Annotated in this window: 19 protein-coding genes and 2 pseudogenes; 11 read left to right on the top strand and 10 right to left on the bottom strand. The window is 63.0% G+C overall.

Going from position 1 to position 24,060, the window contains the following annotated elements:
- Positions 1-118: 118 nt before the first annotated feature.
- Positions 119-463 (bottom strand): pilin assembly protein, encoded by a 345-nt coding sequence (locus M1B35_RS05360; RefSeq protein WP_123336758.1) that lies wholly within the window; start codon positions 461-463, stop codon positions 119-121.
- Between the two features lie 204 nt (positions 464-667).
- On the opposite strand from M1B35_RS05360, the gene ppc reads away from it, so the two are divergent.
- From ppc to M1B35_RS05325, 7 genes are all read left to right on the top strand, one after another.
- Positions 668-3,298 (top strand): phosphoenolpyruvate carboxylase, encoded by a 2,631-nt coding sequence (gene ppc / locus M1B35_RS05355; protein WP_268261410.1) that lies wholly within the window; start codon positions 668-670, stop codon positions 3,296-3,298.
- A 288-nt stretch (positions 3,299-3,586) separates the two neighbouring features.
- Positions 3,587-4,234 carry an adenylate kinase gene (adk, locus tag M1B35_RS05350; protein WP_123336754.1) on the top strand — a complete coding sequence of 216 codons (648 nt, stop codon included), beginning with the start codon at positions 3,587-3,589 and terminating at the stop codon, positions 4,232-4,234.
- Between the two features lie 92 nt (positions 4,235-4,326).
- Entirely contained in the window at positions 4,327-5,001 is a 675-nt protein-coding gene (tsaB, locus tag M1B35_RS05345) for a tRNA (adenosine(37)-N6)-threonylcarbamoyltransferase complex dimerization subunit type 1 TsaB (protein WP_123336752.1), read from the top strand.
- 152 nt (positions 5,002-5,153) lie between these two features.
- Entirely contained in the window at positions 5,154-5,456 is a 303-nt protein-coding gene (locus M1B35_RS05340) for a hypothetical protein (protein ID WP_123336750.1), read from the top strand.
- Entirely contained in the window at positions 5,453-6,313 is an 861-nt protein-coding gene (locus M1B35_RS05335; protein ID WP_268261445.1) for a DUF72 domain-containing protein, read from the top strand. The genes M1B35_RS05340 and M1B35_RS05335 overlap by 4 nt, the downstream gene beginning before the upstream one ends.
- Positions 6,314-6,346: 33 nt before the next feature.
- Positions 6,347-7,174 (top strand): isocitrate lyase/PEP mutase family protein, encoded by an 828-nt coding sequence (locus M1B35_RS05330; RefSeq protein ID WP_123336748.1) that lies wholly within the window; start codon positions 6,347-6,349, stop codon positions 7,172-7,174.
- A 16-nt stretch (positions 7,175-7,190) separates the two neighbouring features.
- On the top strand, positions 7,191-7,889 hold the full coding sequence (locus tag M1B35_RS05325; RefSeq protein WP_268261409.1) for an extensin-like domain-containing protein: 699 nt from the start codon (positions 7,191-7,193) through the stop codon (positions 7,887-7,889).
- A gap of 14 nt (positions 7,890-7,903) precedes the next feature.
- Here M1B35_RS05325 and M1B35_RS05320 read toward each other — a convergent pair whose 3' ends face one another.
- A complete protein-coding gene (locus M1B35_RS05320; protein ID WP_123336744.1) occupies positions 7,904-8,521 on the bottom strand; it encodes an energy transducer TonB in 618 nt (205 codons plus the stop codon).
- 93 nt (positions 8,522-8,614) lie between these two features.
- Between M1B35_RS05320 and M1B35_RS05315 the strand changes: the two genes are divergently transcribed.
- A complete protein-coding gene (locus M1B35_RS05315) occupies positions 8,615-9,397 on the top strand; it encodes a class I SAM-dependent methyltransferase (protein ID WP_123336743.1) in 783 nt (260 codons plus the stop codon).
- A gap of 68 nt (positions 9,398-9,465) precedes the next feature.
- On the opposite strand, the pseudogene M1B35_RS05310 reads toward M1B35_RS05315, so the two are convergent.
- Positions 9,466-10,100 (bottom strand): annotated as a pseudogene (locus M1B35_RS05310) (TetR/AcrR family transcriptional regulator).
- Between the two features lie 94 nt (positions 10,101-10,194).
- Between M1B35_RS05310 and M1B35_RS05305 the strand changes: the two are divergent.
- Positions 10,195-11,294 (top strand): annotated as a pseudogene (locus M1B35_RS05305) (efflux RND transporter periplasmic adaptor subunit).
- A gap of 6 nt (positions 11,295-11,300) precedes the next feature.
- Positions 11,301-14,366, top strand: coding sequence for an efflux RND transporter permease subunit (locus tag M1B35_RS05300; RefSeq protein ID WP_268261408.1), 3,066 nt, complete (start codon positions 11,301-11,303; stop codon positions 14,364-14,366).
- Between the two features lie 109 nt (positions 14,367-14,475).
- Here the strand turns inward: M1B35_RS05300 and M1B35_RS05295 are convergent, their stop codons facing one another.
- Genes M1B35_RS05295 through plsB form a run of 3 tightly spaced genes read right to left on the bottom strand, consistent with a single transcriptional unit; the run spans position 14,476 to position 18,145 of the window.
- Positions 14,476-15,165 carry a DUF4197 domain-containing protein gene (locus M1B35_RS05295; RefSeq protein ID WP_123336736.1) on the bottom strand — a complete coding sequence of 230 codons (690 nt, stop codon included), beginning with the start codon at positions 15,163-15,165 and terminating at the stop codon, positions 14,476-14,478.
- Positions 15,166-15,196: 31 nt separating this feature from the next.
- The gene (locus tag M1B35_RS05290; protein ID WP_123336734.1) at positions 15,197-15,589 is read right to left on the bottom strand and encodes a YbaY family lipoprotein; all 393 of its coding nucleotides are present in this window, start codon (positions 15,587-15,589) and stop codon (positions 15,197-15,199) included.
- 51 nt (positions 15,590-15,640) lie between these two features.
- On the bottom strand, positions 15,641-18,145 hold the full coding sequence (gene plsB, locus M1B35_RS05285) for a glycerol-3-phosphate 1-O-acyltransferase PlsB (protein WP_268261407.1): 2,505 nt from the start codon (positions 18,143-18,145) through the stop codon (positions 15,641-15,643).
- A 246-nt stretch (positions 18,146-18,391) separates the two neighbouring features.
- On the opposite strand from plsB, the gene M1B35_RS05280 reads away from it, so the two are divergent.
- Entirely contained in the window at positions 18,392-18,601 is a 210-nt protein-coding gene (locus tag M1B35_RS05280) for a cold-shock protein (RefSeq protein WP_123336730.1), read from the top strand.
- A gap of 78 nt (positions 18,602-18,679) precedes the next feature.
- Here the strand turns inward: M1B35_RS05280 and M1B35_RS05275 are convergent, their stop codons facing one another.
- The 4 genes from M1B35_RS05275 to M1B35_RS05260 all read right to left on the bottom strand — a co-directional run bounded on the left by M1B35_RS05275 (position 18,680) and on the right by M1B35_RS05260 (position 23,873).
- Entirely contained in the window at positions 18,680-19,057 is a 378-nt protein-coding gene (locus tag M1B35_RS05275; protein ID WP_123336728.1) for a hypothetical protein, read from the bottom strand.
- 83 nt (positions 19,058-19,140) lie between these two features.
- A complete protein-coding gene (locus tag M1B35_RS05270; RefSeq protein WP_268261406.1) occupies positions 19,141-19,950 on the bottom strand; it encodes a putative RNA methyltransferase in 810 nt (269 codons plus the stop codon).
- The gene (gene dapE / locus M1B35_RS05265; protein ID WP_123336724.1) at positions 19,950-21,101 is read right to left on the bottom strand and encodes a succinyl-diaminopimelate desuccinylase; all 1,152 of its coding nucleotides are present in this window, start codon (positions 21,099-21,101) and stop codon (positions 19,950-19,952) included. The genes M1B35_RS05270 and dapE overlap by 1 nt, the downstream gene beginning before the upstream one ends.
- A gap of 180 nt (positions 21,102-21,281) precedes the next feature.
- Complete coding sequence (locus M1B35_RS05260; protein ID WP_123336722.1) at positions 21,282-23,873, bottom strand: glycosyltransferase; 2,592 nt, start codon at positions 23,871-23,873, stop codon at positions 21,282-21,284.
- Positions 23,874-24,060: the final 187 nt, after the last annotated feature.

Genomic DNA, 24,060 nt, shown 5'->3' with positions numbered 1-24,060 from the left:
CAATGCTGACCGAGCGGTCAGCGCTAAAACGTCTGAACTTTTGCCGCGGCCAGGGGTATTCCCGGCCCGGTCAAGGGCCAGGAATAAAGGGCTTCAGCGATGGCTGGGCGGGGGAGAATCAGTGTTTCTGGTCGTCGTTCTGGGCCGACAGGTCCTGCAGGTGGCGCCGGGACAGGGCGAGAAAACGCGGTGTAGCGCCGACGTCCTCGTACAGTGGGTTGTCCTCTTCATCGGTGGCCACCACGTGCTGCCCCTGAATGTAGGGGAAGCTGGCTTCCAGTTCTTCCAGGGCGGCGCCGATCAGCTCCCCGAGCAGTTCTTCCGGGTGCCGCTTGGGGTACATCTCGGCCAGGGCCGCCAGGCGCGCGGCAGCCTCGACGTCCAGATGAATCGCGTAGCCGGTCTTGGTCAGGCGACCCTTGGCGTTTTCTTCCCAGTGTTGTGCGAGTTCACGGATTTTCATGGCGACCTCAATCAGCGAGCTGCTCGTGGCAGTCTGTGGTAAGTGACCGGCCGGCGCCGGTGCTGGGCCGTTGTGCGGCCTAGTCTTGAGACTAGTCGGATCGCATAAGGTTTGGTGGCGCTTTGTTGCAGGCTTGCTAAGAGCGTGGCGCTGGCGGCACTCTTGAGGCTTTCGTGCCGCCCCGAGTCTGCTGGAGACCCCTCGATGACCGATATTGATGCGCGCTTGCGCGAAGATGTTCACCTGCTGGGTGAGTTATTGGGCAACACCATTCGTGACCAGTACGGGGAGGGGTTTCTCGACAAGATCGAGCAGATTCGCAAGGGCGCCAAGGCTGACCGTCGCGGGTCCGCCGGGGCCGAATTGAGCGCCAGCCTGGATCAGCTGAGCGAAGACGAATTGCTGCCCGTGGCCCGGGCCTTCAACCAGTTCCTCAACCTGGCGAACATCGCCGAGCAGTATCAGTTGATTCATCGGCGCGACGAGTCGCAACCGGCCCCCTTCGAAGCCCGCGCCTTGCCGGAACTGCTGGCGCGCCTGTTGGCCGCCGGCCACAGCGCCGACGCCTTGGCCCGGCAATTGGGGCGCCTGGAGATCGAACTGGTGCTGACGGCCCACCCCACGGAAGTGGCGCGCCGCACCCTGATCCAGAAATACGACGCCATTGCCGCGCAATTGGCCGCCCAGGACCATCGCGACCTGACCAGCGCCGAGCGTGGGCAAATCCAACAGCGCCTGCAGCGCTTGATCGCTGAGGCCTGGCACACCGAAGAAATCCGCCGCACCCGGCCCACCCCGGTGGACGAGGCAAAGTGGGGCTTTGCGGTGATCGAGCATTCCCTGTGGCAGGCCATTCCGAATTACCTGCGCAAGGCCGACCAGGCCCTGCATGCCGCCACTGGCCTGCACTTGCCCCTGGAGGCGGCGCCGATCCGCTTTGCCTCGTGGATGGGCGGCGACCGCGACGGTAACCCCAATGTCACTGCCTCGGTCACCCGGGAAGTGTTGCTGCTGGCGCGTTGGATGGCGGCGGACCTGTACCTGCGCGATGTCGACCATCTGGCCGCGGACCTGTCCATGCAACAAGCCAGTGCCGCCTTGCTGGCCCAGGCGGGGGACAGCGCCGAGCCGTATCGCGCGGTGCTCAAGCAATTGCGCGAACGCCTGCGGGCCACCCGGAACTGGGCCCAGGCGTCCCTGAGTGGCAGCGTGTCGGCGGGCGCCGATGTGCTGCAGAACAACCGCGATCTGCTGGACCCGCTGGAGCTGTGCTACCACTCGCTGCATGAATGCGGCATGGGGGTGATCGCCGATGGCCCGTTACTCGACTGCCTACGGCGGGCGGTGACCTTCGGCCTGTTCCTGGTGCGCCTGGATGTACGCCAGGACTCCAGCCGGCATAGCGCCGCCATGACCGAGATCACCGATTACCTGGGGCTGGGCCGATACGAGGACTGGAGCGAAGAGGAGCGCATCACCTTCTTGATGCGTGAGCTGGGCAACCGTCGTCCGCTGCTGCCGGGCTACTTCAAGCCCTCGGCAGACACCGCCGAAGTCCTTGCCACCTGCCGCGAAATCGCCGCCGCACCGGCAGCGTCCCTGGGCTCCTATGTGATTTCCATGGCCGGGGCGGCTTCCGACGTGCTGGCGGTGCAACTGCTGCTCAAGGAATCCGGCGTGTTGCGGCCGATGCGCGTGGTGCCGCTGTTCGAAACCCTGGCCGACCTGGATAACGCCGGCCCGGTGATCGAGAAGCTGCTGCACCTGCCGGGCTACCGTTCGCGCTTGCAGGGGCCGCAGGAAGTGATGATCGGTTACTCCGACTCGGCCAAGGATGCCGGCACTACCGCGGCAGCCTGGGCACAGTACCGGGCCCAGGAACAACTGGTGAATATCTGCCGCGAGCAGCAGGTGGAACTGCTGTTGTTCCACGGCCGTGGCGGCACTGTGGGCCGTGGCGGCGGCCCGGCCCACGCGGCGATTCTGTCGCAGCCACCGGGTTCGGTGGCCGGTCGGTTCCGCACCACCGAACAGGGGGAGATGATTCGTTTCAAGTTCGGGCTGCCGGACATCGCCGAGCAGAACCTCAACCTGTACCTGGCTGCCGTGCTTGAGGCGACCGTCTTGCCGCCGCCTCCGCCGGAACCGGCCTGGCGCCACCTGATGGACGAGTTGGCAAGCGACGGGGTCAAGGCGTACCGCGCGGTGGTGCGCGATAACCCGCAGTTTGTCGAGTACTTCCGCCAGTCCACCCCGGAGCAGGAACTGGGACGCCTGCCGTTGGGCAGCCGCCCGGCCAAGCGCCGCGCGGGCGGCATTGAAAGCTTGCGGGCGATTCCGTGGATTTTCGGCTGGACCCAGACGCGCCTGATGCTGCCGGCCTGGCTGGGCTGGGAGGCGGCCCTGAGCAAGGCGCTGGAGCGGGGCGAGGGTGAGTTGTTGGGGCAGATGCGTGAGCAGTGGCCGTTTTTCCGCACCCGCATCGACATGCTGGAGATGGTGCTGGCCAAGGCCGACGCAGAAATTGCCAGATCTTATGACGAGCGTTTGGTGGAGGCGGAACTGCTGCCTTTGGGGGCGCATTTACGCGACCTATTGTCGCAGGCCTGTGCGGTGGTCCTGGGCCTGACTGGCCAGTCGCAACTACTGGCACATAGCCCAGACACCCTGGAGTTCATTCGCCTGCGTAACACCTACCTGGACCCTCTGCATCTATTGCAGGCCGAACTGCTGGCGCGCTCGCGACAGCAGGATGCGGCGCAGGACAGCCCGGTAGAACAAGCGCTGCTGGTGTCTGTGGCGGGCATCGCCGCCGGTTTGCGCAATACCGGCTAAGCCGGCCACGCGCTTGGGTCGGCCCTGGCACGGCTGTGGTCAGGATGATCTGAAGGTGTCCTTCAGAGCGTTCTGGCGACACTTTGTTGCTGGGGTGCGACTTGGTACAGCCCGTCGAAGGGCTGCCACAGCAGCCGGTTTCTCCGACTTTCGGCTGCTTGTGTGGTCCCTGTCGGCTGTGTATCTTGATCAGCCTTTGGCCGTTTGGGCGGCCACTATCCTATTGACGAGATTGGCCCCACGAGGCGAATCCGAGCGTTTCTAAATAAAAAATTGAGGAGCACATCGATGCGCGTAATTCTGCTGGGAGCTCCCGGGGCCGGTAAAGGTACTCAGGCAAAGTTCATCACCGAGAAATTCGGCATTCCGCAAATCTCCACTGGCGACATGTTGCGTGCTGCGGTCAAGGCCGGCACCGAGCTGGGCCTGATCGCCAAGAGCGTGATGGACAGCGGTGGCCTGGTATCCGATGACCTGATCATCAACCTGGTCAAGGAACGTATCAGCCAGGCCGATTGCGCCAACGGTTTCCTGTTCGACGGCTTCCCACGCACCATTCCCCAGGCTGAAGCCCTGGTCAAAGCCGGTGTCGAGCTGGACAACGTAGTGGAAATCGCCGTCGATGACGAAGAGATCGTCCAGCGTATCGCTGGCCGTCGTGTGCACGAGGCTTCCGGTCGCGTTTACCACACCGTCTACAACCCGCCGAAAGTCGAGGGTAAAGACGACGTCACGGGTGAAGAGCTGATCCAGCGTAAAGACGACACCGAAGAAACCGTGCGTCATCGTCTGTCGGTCTATCACTCCCAGACCAAGCCGCTGGTGGCCTTCTACCAGAACCTGGCCGCTAGCCAGGGCAAGCCGAAGTACAGCCATATCGCGGGTGTCGGTTCGGTTGAAGCGATCACCGGCAAGGTGCTCGAAGCCCTGAGCTGAGTTGCCTGATCGGTTTCATCGTCAACGCCCGCTTGCGGGCCGTTGCTGTTTATAATGCGTCACTTTTTTCACTGACCCCCATGGATACATCGATGAGCACCTTGCTGGCCCTGGACACCGCGACTGAAGCTTGCTCCGTTGCCTTGCTGCACGACGGCAAGGTCACGAGCCATTACGAGGTGATCCCGCGCCTGCACGCGCAGAAGCTGTTGCCGATGATTCAGACGCTGCTGGCCGAGGCGGGGACCACCCTGCAAGCGGTGGATGCGATTGCCTTCGGTCGCGGCCCTGGCGCCTTTACCGGGGTGCGCATCGCCATTGGCGTGGTGCAGGGGCTGGCCTTTGCCCTGGAGCGTCCGGTGTTGCCGGTGTCCAACCTGGCGGTACTGGCGCAGCGGGCCCTGCGTGAACACGGTGCAACCCAGGTCGCGGCGGCCATCGATGCGCGCATGGATGAAGTCTATTGGGGCTGCTACCAGGAAACCGCCGGCGAGATGCGCCTGGTAGGCGCCGAAGCGGTCTTGCCGCCGGAAGCCGCCCATTTGCCCGAGGCAGCCACTGGCGACTGGTTCGGTGCCGGCACTGGCTGGGGTTACGGCGAGCGCATCGCCGTTACATTGGCCGGCCAAGACGCAGCCATGCTGCCCCACGCCGAAGATCTGCTGACCCTGGCGCGCTTTGCCTGGGAACGTGGTGAAGCCATCGTCGCCGACGACGCCCAACCCGTGTATCTGCGGGATAAAGTGGCCACGCCCAAGGCGCGTTGATCCCCGTCTACAGGGTCAGTCGTCCGTTTTTCATGCCAGATTCAGGGGGTTTTTAAACCTTTTTGCTTTTCTGTGTTCTAGTTATCACTCGGGCATTTGCTAAGTCGGACGTGTGCCGCTAAATTGCCATCATTGATACCGGGCATGTATTTATGCGCATCGACGGCATTTCCTCCCAGTCCTATCCCATTAAGCGCAAGCCTCGCAAAGGCAACGTGCTGCTGGACGATAACCAGGACGACGTGGATGCCATCGAGGTTCAGCCCGAGCCTGCCCCACAGAGCCGTTCCCAGGGATCGGCCTCACGCACCAGCAATCTCCCCGCCCGCCAGCAAGACATGATTTTCCAGCGCGCCATGAAAAGAAGCGTGGCCAATGCCCTGGCCAGCTACCTGACCACGGCCGGCTTTGTCGATTGGGATCTGGAAGTCGTGGGTCTCGACCTGCATATCTGATGCTGCCTTATTTTCTCGGTTGCCCGTCCTGGAGCGAAAACGCTTGGCGCGAGTACCTCTACCCGGAAAACGCGCGGCCGGCGGATTTTCTCAGCCTCTATTCCCAAGTGTTCAATGCCGTTGAAGGCAACACCACCTTCTATGCCCGCCCCGCCGAAACCACGGTGCAGCGCTGGGCGGAAATCATGCCCGAGCACTTTCGCTTCACCGCCAAGTTCCCGGGGGATATCAGCCACGGCGGCGACCTGCGCGAGCAACTGACGGCCGCCCAGACCTTTGTCCAGTTGCTCAGCCCGTTAGGCGCGCGCGTCTCTCCCCTGTGGCTGCAGTTGCCGGCGAGTTTTGCGCCCCAGCGCCTGGCGGAGCTGGCCGGCTTTATCGACGGCCTGGAGCGGCCGCTGGCGGTGGAGGTGCGGCACCCGGAGTTCTTTGCCAAGGGCGACGCCGAGCGCAGCCTCAACCGTTTGCTGCTGGACCGCGGGGTGGAACGCATTTGCCTGGATCCACGGGCGCTGTTCAGTTGCACCTCAACCGCCCCGGCGGTGCTTCATGCTCAATCGAAAAAGCCCAAGGTACCGCCGCGTCCGGCCGCCTTTACCTTGTTTCCCCAGGTGCGGTTTATCGGCCATCCCGAGCTTGAAGCCAACGATCCGTTCCTGACGCCCTGGATTGAAAAAGTGGCCAGCTGGATTGAAGAAGGGCGCACGCCTTATGTGTTTCTGCACACGTCGGACAACCGCCTGGCGGCCGAATTGGCGCGACGTTTCCATGCTCGCTTGATGGAACGTTTGCCTGGCTTGCCCGCCCTGCCTGAGTTATACAGAGAGCCCGTCGCGGAGCAGCTCGGCCTGCTCTGAGACGGGGTTATTCCCTTCTCCAGGAGCGAGCCTATGGACGCGCAAACCCTCCGAGCCCACGCCTTCAAAGCCTTGCATGAGCGTGACGGTGCCTTTGTCATTCCCAACCCCTGGGACGCCGGCTCGGCGAAGATGCTCGCCAGCCTGGGTTTCGAGGCACTGGCCACCACCAGCGCGGGTTACGCCTTCTCCTTGGGGCGACCGGATGCCGAAGGGGCGCTGTCCCTGGACGACACCTTGAGCAACGTGCGGGCTATTGTCGGAGCCAGTGAGCTGCCGGTGGCGGTGGACTTGGAAAACGGCTTTGCCGACAGCCCCGGCGCCTGCGCCCAGGCCTTGCTGGCAGCGGCGGCTTGTGGGGCAGTGGGCGGCTCCATCGAAGACGCCAGCGGCCGCGCCGAAGAGCCCATCTACGATTTCAATCTGGCGGTCGAGCGAATCGAGGCTTGTGTGGCGGCGGTGCGCGGTTTGCCATTCCCCTTCACCCTGACCGCCCGGGCGGAAAACCTGCTGCATGGCCGCGATGACCTGCCCGACACCTTGCGCCGTTTGCAGGCGTTTGCCGAAGCCGGGGCCGACGTGCTGTATGCCCCCGGCTTGCGCAGTCGTGAGGATGTTTTGCTGGTGGTGCGGGCGCTGGCGCCCAAGCCGGTGAATATCCTGATGTCCGGTGGGCTCAACCTGACCCTCGCCGAGCTGAGTGAGATGGGGGTCAAGCGCATCAGCGTTGGTTCGACCCTGGCCCGGGCCGCCTACGGTGCGTTCTATGCCGCGGCGCAAGACATGCGCGAGCATGGCCGCTTCGATTTCGCTGATCGGGCCATGCCGTTCGGGCAGATCAATCAGTTGTTCAAGGGCTGATCAGCCGGGAGTCTGTGTGCGTTTCTTGAAAGTGCTGATGCTGTTTGCCGGCGTGCTCGGCTTGTCGCTGCTGGCCGTTTGGCGTGGCTGGTTGCCGTTGCCGGCGGCATGGAACCCTTGGGCGCCCCTGGATGTGCGGGCCGAGCCCAATCTGCTGACCCGTTTCAAACTGGCGCGACTGCGGAACGACCCGGTGTTGTGCGATCAGGTGCTGAGCCAGTCAGGCTTGCGAACCACCCGCCAGCAAGACAGCCGCCCGGATGTTGCTTGCCCCTTGAGCAATACCCTGCGGGTGCAGGGTGGCCAGGTCGGCTTGAGCAGCAGCTTTCTTGCCAGTTGCCCGCTGGCGGTGGCCTTTGCCCTGTTCGAGCGCCATGGCCTGCAACCTGCGGCGCAGCAGGTGTTTGGCCAAGCGGTGACGCGAGTCGATCACTTGGGGAGTTTTGCCTGTCGCAACATGTACAACCGCGAGGGCGGGGCGCGCAGTCAGCATGCCAGTGCCAACGCCTTGGACATCGCCGGGTTTCGCCTGGCGGATGGGCGCAGCATCAGCGTGCTCAGGGATTGGCCCAAGGACAGTGAACAGGGGCGGTTTCTGCGTTTGGCCCGGGACGGAGCCTGCGAGGCGTTCAATGTGGTGTTGAGCCCGGATTACAACGCAGCCCATCGGAATCACTTTCACCTGGACGTGGGCCCTTGGTGGGTGTGTCGCTGAGGCGTTGTTGAGGCTTAGGCGGCGATGCGCAGGTTTTGCAGGACTAGCGGGCGGGCCCAGCGGATGTCGAAGTCGAATTGCTTCTGCTGCTCGATGAGTTCTTCAGGCGGGAACGGCGTGGCCGGTTTGTCCAACAGGTCCAGTTCGAACTCGGCGATCGGCAGGTGCAGCGGGCGCGGATGTGGCGCCGGGCCCGGCTCTGGCAGCGGCTGACCGGCGTTGAGCACGATCGGGCGAACCCAGCCGCTCTCGAAGTTCTGTTGGGCCTGCTGAGCGAGGATTTCGTCTTCGGGGAAGGGCGGGAACGGCTTGTCCAGCAGTTCGGTCTCGAATTCGGCGATCGGCAGGAACAGCGGCTCTGGCGGACGAATCTCGGTGTCTTTTACGTCGCAATGGCGCTGGGTCACGATTTGCGCCAGCAGGTCGCTGCCGCCACTGGGTTCGACCGGGCCGTCCACGGCCACCAATGCTGTCGGCTCAACCCCCGCACCCTCACCCCGTTGCTCGGCCAGGGCCTGGGCAAAGAAGTCCTGCCACAGGTGGCTGACGCCGCTCAGTGCCTGGGAGTTGCGCAGGCCATAGTCGCCGTGGGGCGAGATATAACCTATGGAGGTGGATCGAATGTCTGACATTGCTCTCGGTCGACGCTCAGCTCTGGCAAAATGCCCGATAGTTTTGTTATCGGCCGTTTTTGCCGATCATTAATTTTTTGAGTGTGTTTTCTGATGAGTGAGCAACCTGCGGCCTGCCGCATCAAAGTCCAGGCCTTGAGCGATGAATTCCAGGGCCCGGCCGAGCAGTGGGCCGAGCGTTTAAGCCTGCCGTTGCAGATTGATGACGCCGAGTTCGCCTTGCAGTTGGGTGAACAAGGCTTGCAGTTGCAGCAGTTGGGGCCGGACGCGCCGGGGCCGGTGCGGGTGGATTTTGTCGAGGGTGGCGCGGCTCACCGGCGGCTGTACGGCGGCGGCAGCGGGCAGATGATCGCCAAGGCGGTGGGCGTGGCCCAGGGCGTGCGCCCGCGGGTGCTGGATGCCACGGCCGGCTTGGGCAAGGATGCGTTCGTACTGGCGAGCCTGGGTTGCGAGATGAGCCTGATCGAACGCCAGCCGCTGATCGGCGCCTTGCTGGAGGATGGCCTGGCACGGGCTGCGACGGACTTCGATGTCGCGCCCATCGTCGCCCGCATGCACCTGCTCAAAGGCAACTCCATCGAGGTGATGCGCAACTGGGAAGGCGAGCCGCCCCAAGTCATCTACCTGGACCCGATGTTTCCCCATCGTGAGAAAACCGCCCTGGTGAAGAAGGAAATGCGCCTGTTCCGGCCGCTGGTGGGCGATGACCTGGATGCACCGGCTTTGCTGGCGGCGGCCCTGGCCCTGGCCAGTCACAGGGTGGTGGTCAAGCGTCCGCGCAAGGCGCCGTGCATTGAAGGGCCGAAGCCGAGCCATGGTCTGGAGGGCAAGTCCAGTCGCTACGACATCTATCCGAAGAAGGCTCTCAAGGCCTGAACGGCAGGCCCTGAGCGCGGGCCAAACCGTTGCAGCAACACGTTTGCGCGGGCAGCGCTTGGCTGCCCCTAGGGGCGGTAGGCCCGCATAAACAACCTCACCACTTCCTGCACATGGGCCTCCGCAGCCTCGCCGCGCAAGGCCTCGCCGCAGCCATACAGCAAACGAAAATTCGCCCCGCCCTTGAGCATGCAGAAGAAGTGCTCGGCGGCGTTGCGCGGTTTGTCGATGCTCAGGGTGCCGGTCTGGTTGACCTTGCCCAGCAGGCGTTCCATGCCGGTGAGCACGCGCTCGGGGCCGGCTTCGAGAAATATCTGCGAAAGCTTAGGGTCCTGGCTGCCCAGGGTCATGATCAGGCGATGCAGGTTCACCGACTCGTCACTGTTGATCAGCAGGTGAAAGCCCCGGGCAACGTTCAATAGAACCTTTTCGACGGACATGCCCTCCGGCAGTTCGAAGATCAAGGTCGGCAGTTGCTCCTCGCACTTGGCGACCACGGCGGCGGAGAACAGGGTCTCTTTGTCGGTGAAATGGCTGTACACCGTGAGTTTGGAAACCCCGGCGGCGGTGGCGACAGCATCCATGCTGGTATTGGCGTAACCCTTGCTCAGGAACAGGTCTTTGGCGGCCTCGAGGATGGCCTGGCGCTTGGCCAGATCCTTGGGCGACCTGGGCCAACATTTGCAGAATTATTGTCGGACATTTTTCGCTTTTAATACTGGACTGGTGAGTTTGCTATTAATAACATACTGGCCAGTATAATTATTCCAAGCTCCATTAGCGAAAGGTCTCTCGCCATGTTCCGCTATGCCTTGCCCCTCGCTTTGCCAGTCAGCCTGGCTTTTTTTCTGTCTGCTTGTGGGCATGAGGAGCCGACTCAAAGCGTTGTGCGTCCGGCCATGGTGGTCCAGCCAGAGCCTTCGTCGCAGGCTGCGGACAGTTATCCGGGCGAGGTGCGGGCACGCTACGAGCCGGAGCTGGGCTTTCGCATCGGCGGCAAAGTCAGTCGACGACTGGTAGAAGAGGGTGATCGGGTCAAGGCCAATCAACCTCTGGCCGAACTCGATCCCCAGGATGTGCGCCTGCAACTGCAAGCCACCCGGGCCCAGGTCTCGGCCGCCGAGGCCAACCTCAACCTGGTGCGTGCCGAACGAGACCGCTACAAGACCCTGCTGGATCGGCAGATGGTCAGCCATTCGCAATACGACAATGCCGAGAACCTCTATCGCGCGGGCGCGCCCGTTTGCAGCAGATCAAGGCCGAGTTTGACGTCGCCAGCAATCAGGCGGGCTATTCCGTGCTGCGGGCGCCCCAGGACGGTGTCGTGGCCAAGCGCGCGGTGGAAGTGGGGCAAGTGGTGGCGGCGGGGCAAACCGTCTTCACCCTCGCGGCGGACGGCGAGCGTGAAGTCTCCATCAGCTTCCCGGAACAGAGTTTCGGCCGGATCAAGGTCGGGCAGCCGGTGGCCATCGAACTCTGGACCCAACCCGGCAAGCGTTTTGCCGGGCATATTCGTGAGCTGTCTCCGGCGGCGGATCCGAAATCCCGGACCTTCGCTGCACGGATCGCTTTCAACGCCGGCAAGCAGCCGGCCGAACTCGGGCAGAGTGCCCGGGTGTTTATCCAGAGTGCCGAGGCGGTGGCCTTGACCGTGCCCTTGGCGGCGGTGACCGCCGAGAACGGCGCTACCTATGTCTGGCGCGTGGATGCCCACAACACCCTGCGCAAGACCCCTGTGCGGGTCGGTGCCTTTGGCGAGAAAAGCGTTCCGGTGCTCGAGGGCCTGAGTGCCAGCGATTGGGTGGTGGCGGCCGGCGTGCATGTGCTGCATGAGGGGCAGTCCGTGCGTCCGGTGGACCGCGACAACCGTGTGGTCAACCTGGCGGCCAAGGAGTAATCCCCGATGGATTTCAACCTTTCCGCCTGGGCGTTGCGCAATCGCCAGATCGTCCTGTTCATGATGCTGTTGCTGGCCATCGTCGGGGCGCTTTCCTACACCAAGCTGGGGCAGAGCGAAGACCCGCCCTTCACTTTCAAGGCCATGATCATCCGCACCAACTGGCCCGGAGCAACGGCCGAGGAAGTGTCGCGCCAGGTCACTGAGCGCATTGAAAAGAAGCTGATGGAAACCGGTGAGTACGACCGCATCGTCTCGTTCTCCCGGCCCGGCGAGTCGATGGTGACCTTCGTCGCCCGGGACTCCATGCACTCCAATGAAATCCCCGACCTCTGGTACCAGGTGCGCAAGAAGATCAGCGACATCCGCCAGACCCTGCCGCCCGGTGTTCAAGGGCCGTTTTTCAATGACGAGTTCGGCACCACCTTCGGCAATATCTACGCACTGACGGGGGAGGGCTTCGATTACGCGGTGCTCAAGGATTACGCCGACCGGGTGCAACTGCAGCTGCAGCGGGTCAAGGATGTGGGCAAGGTCGAGCTGGAGGGGCAGCAGGACGAGAAGATTTGGATCGAACTGTCGAACCTCAAACTGGCCACCCTCGGTTTGCCCATGGCAGCGGTGCAACAGGCGCTGGAGCAGCAGAATGCGGTGTCCACTGCCGGTTTCTTTGAAACCGCCAGCGAGCGTCTGCAATTGCGCGTCTCCGGCAACTTCCAGACGGTGGAGCAAATCCGCGCCTTCCCGATCCGCATTGGTGATCGCACCCTGCGCATCGATGATGTGGCCGATGTGCGTCGCGGCTTCAATGACCCACCGGCGCCGCGCATGCGCTTTATGGGGCAAGACGCTATCGGCCTCGCGGTGGCGATGAAGGAGGGCGGCGACATCCTGGTGCTGGGCAAGGCCCTGGAAAGCGAGTTTGCGCGGATCCAGAACAACCTGCCGGCAGGCATGCAGTTGCACAAGGTTTCCGATCAGCCGGCAGCGGTGAAAACCGGGGTTGGCGAGTTCGTCAAAGTCTTGGCCGAAGCCTTGATCATTGTGCTGCTAGTGAGCTTTTTCTCCCTGGGTATGCGCACCGGCATGGTGGTGGCGCTGGCCATTCCCTTGGTCTTGGCCATGACCTTCGCCGCCATGTATTACTTTGGCATCGGCCTGCACAAGATTTCCCTGGGCGCCCTGGTCCTGGCCCTGGGCTTGCTGGTGGACGACGCGATCATTGCGGTGGAAATGATGGCGATCAAAATGGAGCAAGGCTTCGACCGCTTCAAGGCCGCTAGCTTTGCCTGGACCAGCACCGCCTTCCCTATGCTCACCGGCACCTTGATTACTGCGGCGGGGTTCCTGCCGATTGCCACGGCGCAGTCTGGCACCGGCGAGTACACCCGTTCGATCTTCCAGGTGGTGACCATCGCCCTGGTGGCGTCCTGGATCGCCGCGGTGGTCTTCGTTCCGTACCTGGGGGACAAGCTGCTGCCGGACCTGGCGAAGCGGCATGCCGCCAAGCACGGCACGGGCGATGGCCAGAACGACCCTCACGGCACCCCGTTCTACCAGCGGGTGCGGCGCGTGGTGGGGTGGTGCGTGGAACGGCGCAAGACGGTGATTACCCTGACCGTGGTGTTGTTCGTGGGCTCGGTGGTGCTGTTTCGCTTTGTGCCTCAGCAATTCTTCCCGGCCTCCGGGCGCCTGGAGCTGATGGTCGACCTGAAGCTGGCTGAAGGCGCGTCCCTGAGCAACACCGCCGATGAGGTCAAGCGCCTGGAAGCCTTGCTCAAGGGCCATGCCGGCATTGATAACTATGTGGCGTATGTGGGTACGGGCTCGCCGCGTTTCTACCTGCCACTGGACCAGCAACTGCCGGCCACCAGCTTCGCCCAGTTCGTGGTCCTGGCGAACAGCATCGAAGAGCGGGAAAGCCTGCGTACCTGGCTGATTGAAACCCTCAACGAGCAGTTCCCGGCCCTGCGTTCACGGGTCACGCGGCTGGAGAACGGTCCGCCGGTGGGCTACCCGGTGCAGTTCCGGGTGACCGGCGAGCACATCGATGAGGTTCGCGCCCTGGCTCGCAAGGTGGCGGCCAAGGTGCGGGAGAACCCCTACGTGGTTAACGTGCACCTGGACTGGGAAGAACCGAGCAAGGTGATTTATCTCAACATCGATCAGGACCGCGCTCGGGCCTTGGGCGTGAGCACCGCCAACTTGTCGAAATTCCTCCAAAGCTCGCTCACCGGCTCCAGTGTCAGCCAGTATCGCGAAGGTAACGAGTTGATCGAAATTCTCCTGCGTGGCACGCCCCAGGAGCGCACGGCATTGTCGTCGCTGCCCAGTCTGGCGGTGCCCACCGACAATGGCCGCAGCGTGTCGCTGGCGCAGATCGCGACGCTTGAGTACGGCTTCGAAGAGGGCGTGATCTGGCACCGTAACCGCTTGCCCAACGTGACGGTGCGGGCCGATATCTACGGCAAGGAACAACCAGCGACCCTGGTGCAGCAGATTTTGCCGTCCCTGGAGTCGGTGCGTGCCGAGTTGCCGGACGGTTACTTGCTGGACGTGGGCGGCACCGTCGAGGATTCCAGCCGCGGGCAAAACTCGGTCAAGGCCGGCGTGCCGCTGTTTATCGTGGTGGTGTTGAGCTTGCTGATGCTGCAGCTGCGCAGTTTCTCGCGCACCCTGATGGTGTTCCTCACAGCGCCCCTGGGCTTGATCGGCGTGACCCTGTTCCTCTTGGTGTTCCGCCAGCCCTTCGGGTTTGTAGCGATGCTGGGGACCATTGCCCTGTCGGGGATGATCATGCGCAACTCGGTGATCCTGGTGGATCAGATCGAACAGGACATTGCGGCGGGCATGCGCCCGTGGGACGCGATCATCGAAGCCACGGTGCGGCGCTTCCGGCCCATCGTGCTGACGGCCCTGGCGGCGGTCTTGGCGATGATCCCACTGTCACGCAGTGTGTTCTTCGGCCCGATGGCAGTGGCGATCATGGGCGGGCTGATTGTGGCGACGGCCCTGACCCTGCTGTTCCTGCCGGCCCTCTACGCCGCCTGGTTCCGCGTGAAAAAGACATAACCCCATCGGTAGGAGCCGGCTTGCCGGCGAGAGGTCTTCAAGACAGGTGTTGCCCTTGAGGACGCTATCGCTGGCAAGCCAGCTACGGGGTGTGTGAGGAGGGGCGGGTTTACAGGGTGCCGAAGACTTTCTTGGCCAGGCTGGTGGCCGCGGCTGCCGGGTTTTTGCGGATGGTTTCTTCCTGCTTGCCGATCATCTCAAACAGGCCATTGAGCGCCTGCTCGGTGACGTAGTTTTCGATGTTGGCGCTCTTGGCGTCCAGTACGCCCAGGGTCGCGGCCTGGCCGGCAAAGGAGTTGTACTGCTTGGCCAGACCGACCTGGTCGGTGGCTTGCTTGACGATCGGCAGGAACTTGGCGCGGATCTGCTCGCGGCTGCTCTTGTCCAGGTACTGGGTGGCGGAGTCCTTGCCACCGCTGAGAATGCCTTTGGCGTCAGACACAGTCATTTTCTTCACTGCATCCACCAGCAGCGCCTGGGCTTGTGGCACGGCCGCTTCGGCGGCCTTGTTCATGCTGGCTTCCAGTTGATCGACCTGGTCGCCCATGCCGAACTGCTTCATTTTTTTCGCCACTTTGCCCAGGTTGCCCGGCAGCTCGATGCGCACGTCCGGGTTGCCGCTGAAGCCGCCCGGGGTGCCCAGTTGCTTGACGGCGATTTGCGCGCCTTGGGTCAGGGCGTCCTTGAGACCGCCGGAGGCGTCGCCCTGGGACAGGTCACTGAGGGACAAGGCCAGGGCGCTGGCGGAAATCAGCAAACCGGCGCACAGGCTGGTGAAACGCAGGGAGGAACGGAGCATGACGGCTTCCTTGTGCAAAAAAGGGGGGAGATTAACGGACTGCGTCGACGCGGATTTTCAACGGCTGCAGGTCGCTGCCGTCGAGTTGCACCGCGTGGTTTTCGGTGGTGATAAACATCAGTTGGCCGTCCACTTCGATCCGCGCGCTGACCGAATAGCGATGGCCGGGCTTGACCTGGGCCGGGTCGTAGTTGAGGTGGAAGGGCAGCGGAACCTGGCCTTTTACCGGGCCTTTCTGCTCGGCCAGGATGACCGCGGGGGCATCGGCCAGGGACACGTCCTGCAGGCTGACGCTCAGGGTGGCGTCTGGCGGCAAGGCAATACGTTGCAGGTAGAAGACTTCACCGTCGAGCTTGGCGGCCGGGTGCATGGTCTGACAGGCCCCGAGCAGGGTGGTGACGGCCAGCAGGATGAGTTTCTTCATGGAGGATCTCCGTATCGGCGGCGCCTGAAGTTGCCAGGCGCCCATAAGAATCTAGTCGCTTTGCTCAGGCGCCGCGACCTGATCGGCGGCATCTTCGCTGCGGTGCAGGGCGACCTGGCGGATCGACAGGCGAATCTCCGCCGGCAGCACGCGTTTGGCCGCGCCTTCGGCCAGGTCCCCCAGCAGTTCGTGGTAGCTGAGCTTGCCGGCGGCGTCGCGGCGCAGCACGTCGAGGTCGAGCAAGGTCTGGATAAAGTGCCGGAACAGGCTTTTGTCGAAGAACTCCGGGGCGTTCAGGCCATGGAGAATCGACAGGCGCTGGGCCATGACCGTGCACAGGTCTTCCAGCTCTTCGGCGCTGATGCTGTTCTGGCCGCTGTTGAGCAACAGGGAAATGGCCATGTAGAAGCGTTGCAGGGTCTGGGCGATGCTCTTGGACAGCAGGGTCAGCAACACAAAGTGCCGCGAACTTGGGGCGGGTCGCAGGTACGCGTCTTTCTCGAAACGCAGCAGCCCCTGTTCGACAAAGGCCTCCAGCCACTGGTCAACCACGCTGTCCAGTTCTTCCAGGGACCAGCGGATGAACAGCTCCGACTGCAGGTAGGGGTAGAGCGCGCGGGTGTAGCGCAGGATCTGTTCGCGGCTCATGCGCGACGAACTCTGGAAGAAGCTCGCCAGCAGCGCTGGCAGGGCGAAAATGTGCAGCACGTTGTTGCGGTAATAGGTCATCAGGACGGCATTCTGCTCATCCAGATAGAGGATCTTGCCCAGGGCGTCGTTCTGCTCGGACAACAGCTTCATGTCCTTCACATGCTCGATCAGCGCCTGCCCATCGCCTTCCGGCAGCGTGGTGTGGGGCGAGTAGGGCACCCGGCGCAGCAGCGCCAGGTACAGGTCCAGCACCCGAGCCATGGCACGGTCGTCCAGGGCCAGGCGGCTGGTGGACAGCAGCGCCAGGGCCACCAGGTTCACTGGGTTGATCGCAGCCGCTTCGTTAAGGTGCTGAGCCACCCGCTCGCCGAGGCGGTTGGTGGTTTCGTTGAGCCAGGCCGGGCGGAATTGCGGGCCCAGTTCCTGACTGCGCCAGTCCGGCTGCTCCTGGTCGAGGAACTCCGCCAGCTTGATCGGCTCGCCGAAGTTCACCGCCACCTGGCCGAAGCGCTGCTTGAGGGCGCCAATGACCTTGAAGATGTCGAAGATCGATTCTTTCTTCTTGCTCGCGCCACGCAGCTCGCCCAGGTAGGTGCGACCTTCCAGCACCCGCTCGTAGCCGATGTACACCGGCACGAAGACGATGGGCATGCGCGAGGACCGCAGGAAGCTGCGCAGGGTGATGGCCAGCATGCCGGTCTTGGGTTGCAGCATGCGCCCGGTGCGCGAACGGCCGCCCTCGACGAAGTACTCCACCGGGAAACCCTTGGTGAACAGGGTGTGCAGGTACTCGTTGAACACCGAGGTGTAGAGCGGGTTGCCCTTGAAAGTGCGGCGCATGAAGAACGCGCCGCCGCGCCGCAGCAGGCTGCCGATCACCGGCATGTTGAGGTTGATCCCGGCGGCAATGTGCGGTGGGGTCAGGCCGTTGCGGAACAGTAGGTAAGAGAGCAGCAGGTAGTCGATGTGGCTGCGGTGGCAGGGCACGTAGATCACTTCGTGACCCTGGGCGACCTTTTGCACGCCTTCGATGTTGTTGACCTTGATCCCGTCGTAGATCTTGTTCCAGAACCAGCTGAGCACCACTTCCAGGAAGCGGATTGCCGTGTAGGTGTAGTCCGAGGCGATCTCGTTGCCGTAGCGCAGGGCCTGGGCCTTGGCTTTTTCCGGGGCGATCTTTTCGCGCTCCGCCTCTTCGAGAATCGCTTGCTTGACCAGGGGTTGGTTGAGCAGGCCCTTGACCAGGTTGCGCCGGTGGGAAATATCCGGGCCGATCACTGCCGCCTTGAGGTTGCGAAAGTGCACCCGCAGGATGCGCTGGGCCATGCGCACGGTGCGCTCGTGGCCCTTATTGTGTTCGATCAGTTCACGCAGGTTGATCGGCGCCGAGAACTGCACCCGGGTCTTTCGCCCCAGGATCATGATGCTCAGCAGCCGGCGCAGGCGTCCGGTGACGGCCCAACTGTCGGCGAACAGGAGTTTCCAGGGGCTGGACTCGCTGTCCGGCGACTGGCCCCAAAACACGCTGACCGGAATGATCTGCGCGTCTTCGGCGGCGTTTTGCGTCAGGGCACTGACCAGGCGGGTCAGGGTCGGCGGTGCGCCGCGCTTGTCCTGGCGGCCAAGCCAGTCCGGTTCCGGGGTCAGGTAGAAGAACGCTGCCGGTTCCAGCAGGCCACCCACCGCCACCGGCAGCACCGGGCGCGGCAAACCGGCCCTGGTGCACTCGGCGTCGACCACCGCGAGGTCGGTCAGCGAGGGGTTTTGCAGGACGTAGAACACCGGTCGGCTGCGGTCGAGGTCGAGGGTGAAGGACGACTGGTTGATGGTCTCGGAGCGAACCCAGAGATACAGCAGTCGGCGCAAGGTGCCAAACACAAGACGGCGGATCGGGGAGCGGGTCATACGGCTTCTGCATGAGTGAATAAAAACCGAGCAGGCGCTCGGGGCCGGTAGTGTGCCGGATTCACCGAAAATCGGCAAAAAAGCGCCGAAACAAGATTGAGTTGAGAGTTTTTACGCCTGTCATATACTCGGCCGACTCTCCCGCGGCCGTATGGCTTCCACTCATAGAGAGGCAGGTCGAGGGAAAGTTCTCAAGGTTTGGTTGCAGTGCACCAATCCAATAATAAAAAAATGAGGTGTGGATTCATGTCTACTCGCGAGACCGGCAATGTGAAGTGGTTCAACGACGCCAAGGGTTACGGCTTCATTCAACGTGAAGGCGGGGCGGATGTCTTTGTGCACTACCGGGCGATTCGTGGCGAAGGCCATCGCTCCCTGGCTGAAGGCCAGCAAGTGGAATATGCGGTGGTGACGGGTGAGAAGGGCTTGCAGGCTGAGGATGTTGTAGGTCTGTAGGTCTGTAGGTGCGAGCTACAAGCTACAAGCTACAAGCGGTTCAGCTTGAGACTTGCCGCTTGTAGCTTGCCGCTGCTTTTAAGCCGTCTTCCAGGTAATTTCTTCTTCACCGTCAACACTGATGCGAATCCAGCGGTCGGCGGTTTCTTCGCCTTCTTCCTCGACCCAGGTACCGGGTGCACAGCGCACTTCGACGTTCAGCGCGGCGAAGGCGGCGCGGGCGCAGGCGATGTCGTCGTCCCACGGGGTCTGGTCGCTTTCCAGGTACAGGCTGTTCCACTTGCCAACGGCTTTGGGCAGCCAGGTCACGGGTACGGTTCCGGCCTTGCACTTGAAGGTCTGGCCTTTCTGGACCCAGTCGGTGCAGGGGCCCAAAGCGCTGCCGAGCCAGGCGGCGATGGCCTTGTAGTCGACGTCGGCGTCTTTCAGGTAAATCTCGATATCGGGCTGGCGCATGGATGTCCTCACTGCCGGTCTGAAAAATCCATTCGCGGATTTATTCGGCCTCGAGCCGTTGCTCAAGGCCGTGGGTTAAAGGGTTATTGCAAGACGAAATAATCGTAGCGCATGGACACAGTGACCTCGAACGGCTCGGCCTGTTCGATGACCTGGGCCCGGCGTTCGGCACTGGCGCGCCAGCCGTGGGGCGTCATCGCCAGCAGGTTGGCGCGGTCCTGCGCACTCGCCAGGCTCAGTGTGAACTCCAGGGTCTCGCTGTGTTGCAGTGCCATCCCATTGGGTACCAGGGCCAGGTGCTTGTCGTCGGTGTATTCGCGCACCTCATCGTACAGGCGCTCGCGCAGTTCCATCAGGTGGCCGCGGGTGGGGCCGACTTTCATCAGGCCGCCGCCGGGGCTGAGCAGGCGTTTGGCCTCCTGCCAGTCCAGTGGGCTGAACACGCTGGCCAGGAACTGGCAGCTGGCATCGGCCAGGGGGACCCGGGCCATGCTGGCGATCAACCAGGTCAGTTCGGGGTTGCGGCGGCAGGCGCGCTTGATCGCTTCCCGGGAGATGTCCAGGGCGTAACCGTCGGCACCGGGCAGGGCGTCGGCGAGCTGCGCGGTGTAGTAACCCTCGCCACAGCCGATGTCGACCCAGCGTTGCGGCGCCCGCTCAGCGGCCAGTTCGGCCAGGCGCCGGGCCACCGGGGCGTAGTGCCCGGCGTTGAGAAAGTCGCGACGAGCTTCGACCATGGCCTGGTTATCACCCGGGTCGCGGCTGTTCTTGTGCTGCACCGGCAACAGGTTCAGGTAACCCTGGCGCGCGCGATCGAAACGGTGCCCGACCGGGCAGGCCACGCCGTTGTCTACTGCGCTCAGCGGCGCACTGCAAATGGGGCAGGCGAGCATCAGGCGAGCAACTTGATCAGGGTCTGGTAGTAGATTTCGGTCAGCACGTCGAGGTCGCTGGCCAAGACCCGCTCGTTGACTTGGTGAATGGTGGCGTTGACCGGGCCCAGCTCGACCACCTGGGTGCCCAGGGTGGCGATAAAGCGCCCGTCGGAAGTGCCGCCACTGGTGGACGCTTTGGTTTCGCGGCCGGTGATGGCCTTGATGCTCGCCGACACCGCGTCCAGCAGGGCGCCGGGTTCAGTGAGGAACGGCAGGCCGGACAGTGCCCATTCCACGTGCCAGTCCAGGCCATGCTTGTCGAGAATCGCCGCCACGCGCTGTTGCAGGCCTTCCACGGTGGATTCGGTGGAGAAGCGGAAGTTGAACAGGGCCACCAGCTCGCCAGGGATCACGTTGGTGGCGCCGGTGCCGGAGTTGAGGTTGGAGATCTGGAAGCTGGTGGGCGGGAAGAAGGCGTTACCGTCGTCCCAATGCTCAGCGGCCAGCTCAGCCAAGGCCACGGCAGCCAGGTGGATCGGGTTCTTCGCCAGGTGCGGGTAGGCCACGTGGCCTTGTACGCCGCGTACCGTGAGCTTGGCACCGAGAGAGCCGCGACGGCCGTTCTTCACCACGTCGCCCACCAGGCTGGTGCTCGAAGGCTCGCCGACGATGCACCAGTCCAGGCGCTCTTTGCGGGCGGCCAGGCGTTCGACCACGGCTTTGGTGCCGTGGTGGGCCGGGCCTTCTTCGTCGCTGGTGATCAGGAAGGCCACCGAGCCCTTGTGGTCCGGGTAGTCGCCGACAAAACGCTCAGCGGCCACCAGCATGGCGGCCAGGCTGCCTTTCATGTCGGCCGCGCCACGGCCGCAGAGCATGCCGTGTTCGTCGATCAGCGCGTCGAACGGGTCGTTCTGCCAGGCCTGCACCGGGCCGGTAGGGACCACATCGGTGTGGCCGGCGAAGCACAGCACCGGGCCTTCGTGGCGGCCGTGGGTGGCCCAGAAGTTATCCACATCCTCGATGCGCATCGGCTCCAGCTTGAAGCCGGCATCGCCCAGGCGCTGCATCATCAGCTTCTGGCAATCGGCGTCGACCGGCGTCACCGACGGGCGGCGGATCAGATCACAGGCAAGTTGCAGGGTCGGCGAAAGGTCGGCGTGGGCCGTCATGGGGAACTCCGGTGCAAGGCATTGTGTAGGAGCCGGCTGGCCGGCGCGGAACGAGAACGCGGTGCGTATGAAAACATCGCTGGCAAGCCAGCTCCTACAGGGTTGGGCAGGGCGCGCAAAATGGCGGATATCTTAAAGCAAAACGGCGGCCAGAGGCCGCGTTTAGTAGGTGCAAGCGATTTAGACGGCCGGTGCCTCTTCTGTTTCTGCTGCCGGTTTGGGCAGCGAGGACAGGAACGCCATGATCAGTGCTGCCAGATAGGGCAGCGACTGCACCAGGAGCATGGTCACCCAGAAGCGCATGTCGTTGCTCGGCAGGCCCTGGACCAGGAAGATCCCCAAGGCCGCGCCCCACAACAGCAGCATGATGAACAACTCTTCCCGGGCTTCCGAAATCGCCACCCAGAAGCCGTGGTTATCGGCATTCTTCGGCGTCCGGAAGAACGGAATGCTGCTGGTGAAGAACCCGTACAACACCGCCTTGGCAATGGTGTGGGACAACGCCAGGCCGGCCAGGGCCGCACAGAACGCATCGGTCAGGTTCACCCCCACCGCGCGACGGTAGAGGAAGATGATCTTGCCGACCTTGAACACGAACAGCGCCAACGGCGGGATTGCGAAGATCAGCAGCGGCGGATCGACCCGTTGCGGCACGATGATCATCGCCGCCGACCACAGCAGGGCGCCGACGGTGAAGAAGATGTTCATGCCATCGGCCACCCACGGCAGCCAGCCCGCGAGGAAGTGATAGCGCTGGCCACGGGTCAGCTCGGTGTCCTTGCCGCGCAGCAGGCTGGCGGTGTGACGCTTGATGATCTGAATCGCCCCGTAGGCCCAGCGGAAGCGCTGTTTCTTGAAGTCGATAAAGGTATCGGGCATCAGGCCCTTGCCGTAGCTGGTGTGGTAGTACGCCGCCGACAGGCCTTTCTCGAACACCCGCAGGCCCAGTTCGGCGTCTTCACAGATGCACCAGTCGGCCCAGCCCAGCTCTTCGAGCACCGAACGCCGGGTCATGGTCATGGTGCCGTGCTGGATGATCGCGTCACGGTCGTTACGGGTGACCATGCCGATGTGGAAGAAGCCTTTGTATTCCGCGTAGCAGAGCTTCTTGAAGGTGCTTTCGTTCTGGTCGCGATAGTCCTGTGGCGACTGCACCACGGCGATTTTCGGGTCGGCGAAGTGCGGCACCATGTGCTTGAGCCAGTTCGGCTCGACGCAATAGTCGGAGTCGATCACCGCAATCACTTCGGCGTCTTTGGCGGTGTGCGGGATCAGGTAGTTCAGCGCCCCGCCCTTGAAGCCGGCGAGGGGCGCGACGTGGAAGAACTTGAAGCGCGGGCCGAGGGTTTCGCAATAGGCCTGCACCGGTTCCCACACCGCCGGGTCCTTGGTGTTGTTGTCGATGATCAGGACTTCGAAGTCCGGATAGTCGAGGTTGGCCAGGGCGTTGAGGGTCTGTTTGACCATCTCCGGCGGCTCGTTGTAGCAGGGCACATGGATCGAGACTTTCGGCCGGTAATCGGATTCACCTTCCACCGGCAGGAATTCACGCCGGCGTTTGTGGGTCCAGACCGCCTCCGCCAGTTCGTGGGCTTCGGTCAGCAGGACGATAAACACCCCGAGAGCGCCGAGGGCCAGCAGGAAGCCCACCGTCAGGCTGAACCAGGTGCTGTATTGCTGGCTGTAGTCGTAGCCGATCCACACCAGCACCGACCCGCACAGGAAGGCGATAAAGGTCAGGAAGGTGCGGCCACGCTGGCGCAGGGCTGAGCCGTCGATCATCAGCAGGGTCAGGGACAGCAATGCCAGGACCACCGAGCCGATGGCCAGGACCCGCCATTGCGGAATCGCCACCACCGGGCCTTCAAAGTTGAATTTCTGCTGGCGCGCAGCGTTGTACACGCCCCAGTAGGCGCCCACGGAACCTTCGTCGCTGGCCTTCCACGGCTGGTCGAAGGCTTCGATGACGAAGTAGTTGTAACCCTGGCGGTTGAGCTTGTTGACCAGGGTACGCAAGTAGATCGCCTGGTCTGCCGGGCTGGCGTCAGCGCCACCGCGCATACGACCGTTGCTCGGCCAGCCCACTTCGGAGAGCAGCAGGGGCTTTTTCGGGAAGAGTTTTTTCAGGTCGCGGGCGCGGTCGAGGACGAATTGCCCGGCCTTGTCCACTGGGATGAACTCCCAGTACGGCAGGACGTGCGCGGCGATCAGGTCCACGTGCTTGGCCAATTCTGGGTGTTCTTCCCAGACGTGCCACTGTTCTGAAGTGGTCACCGGCACTTTCACCGCCGCGCGAACCCGGTCGAGCAGCACCGACAGTTGGTCGGCGGTGATTTCCTTGCGGAAGATCGCTTCGTTACCCACCACCACCCGCACGACACTGCGGGAGCTGTTGGCGATCTCGATGGCGCGGGTGATTTCCCGCTCGTTGCGCTCCAGGTCCGGGCTGATCCAGATGCCCAGGGTCACTCGCAAGCCGAACTCTTCGGCGAGCTTGGGGATATTCTCCAGGCTGCCGTCGACCGAGTAGGTGCGGATGTTATCCGTCAGCTTGCTCATGATCTCCAGGTCGCGACGCATCTCATCGTCCGACGGGTACTGGTTTTTCTGCGGGAACTGGCCTTGCTGGAAAGGCGAGTAGGAAAAACCGGAGATCTGTTCAGGCCAGTTCGGGGCCGAAACCGGGCGATTGATCAGCGCCCAGAAACCGGTGAACAGTGCGGCAATGGCCAGCACTATCACCAGATTGAGTCCAAATTTACGCGATGACATAGCTATTTCGGGTTCCAAAAGGTGTGGAACGAGGGGAGGGTTGGCAGGCGCCAAACGGCGGGCATCCTACACCGGCCCTCAACTGAGCGTACAGCGCAGAGGAAAACCAGACCTTGGGCACTGCATTTGAACTTAAGTTCTTAACTTGTAGCTTGTCGCTTAAAACTTGTCGTTGCGAAGCCCTATA

This window comes from Pseudomonas morbosilactucae (genome assembly GCF_023241665.1).
Lineage (GTDB): Bacteria > Pseudomonadota > Gammaproteobacteria > Pseudomonadales > Pseudomonadaceae > Aquipseudomonas > Aquipseudomonas morbosilactucae.
The sequence above is the reverse complement of the archived record's forward strand: the minus strand, read 5'-3'. Positions and strand labels throughout refer to the sequence as shown.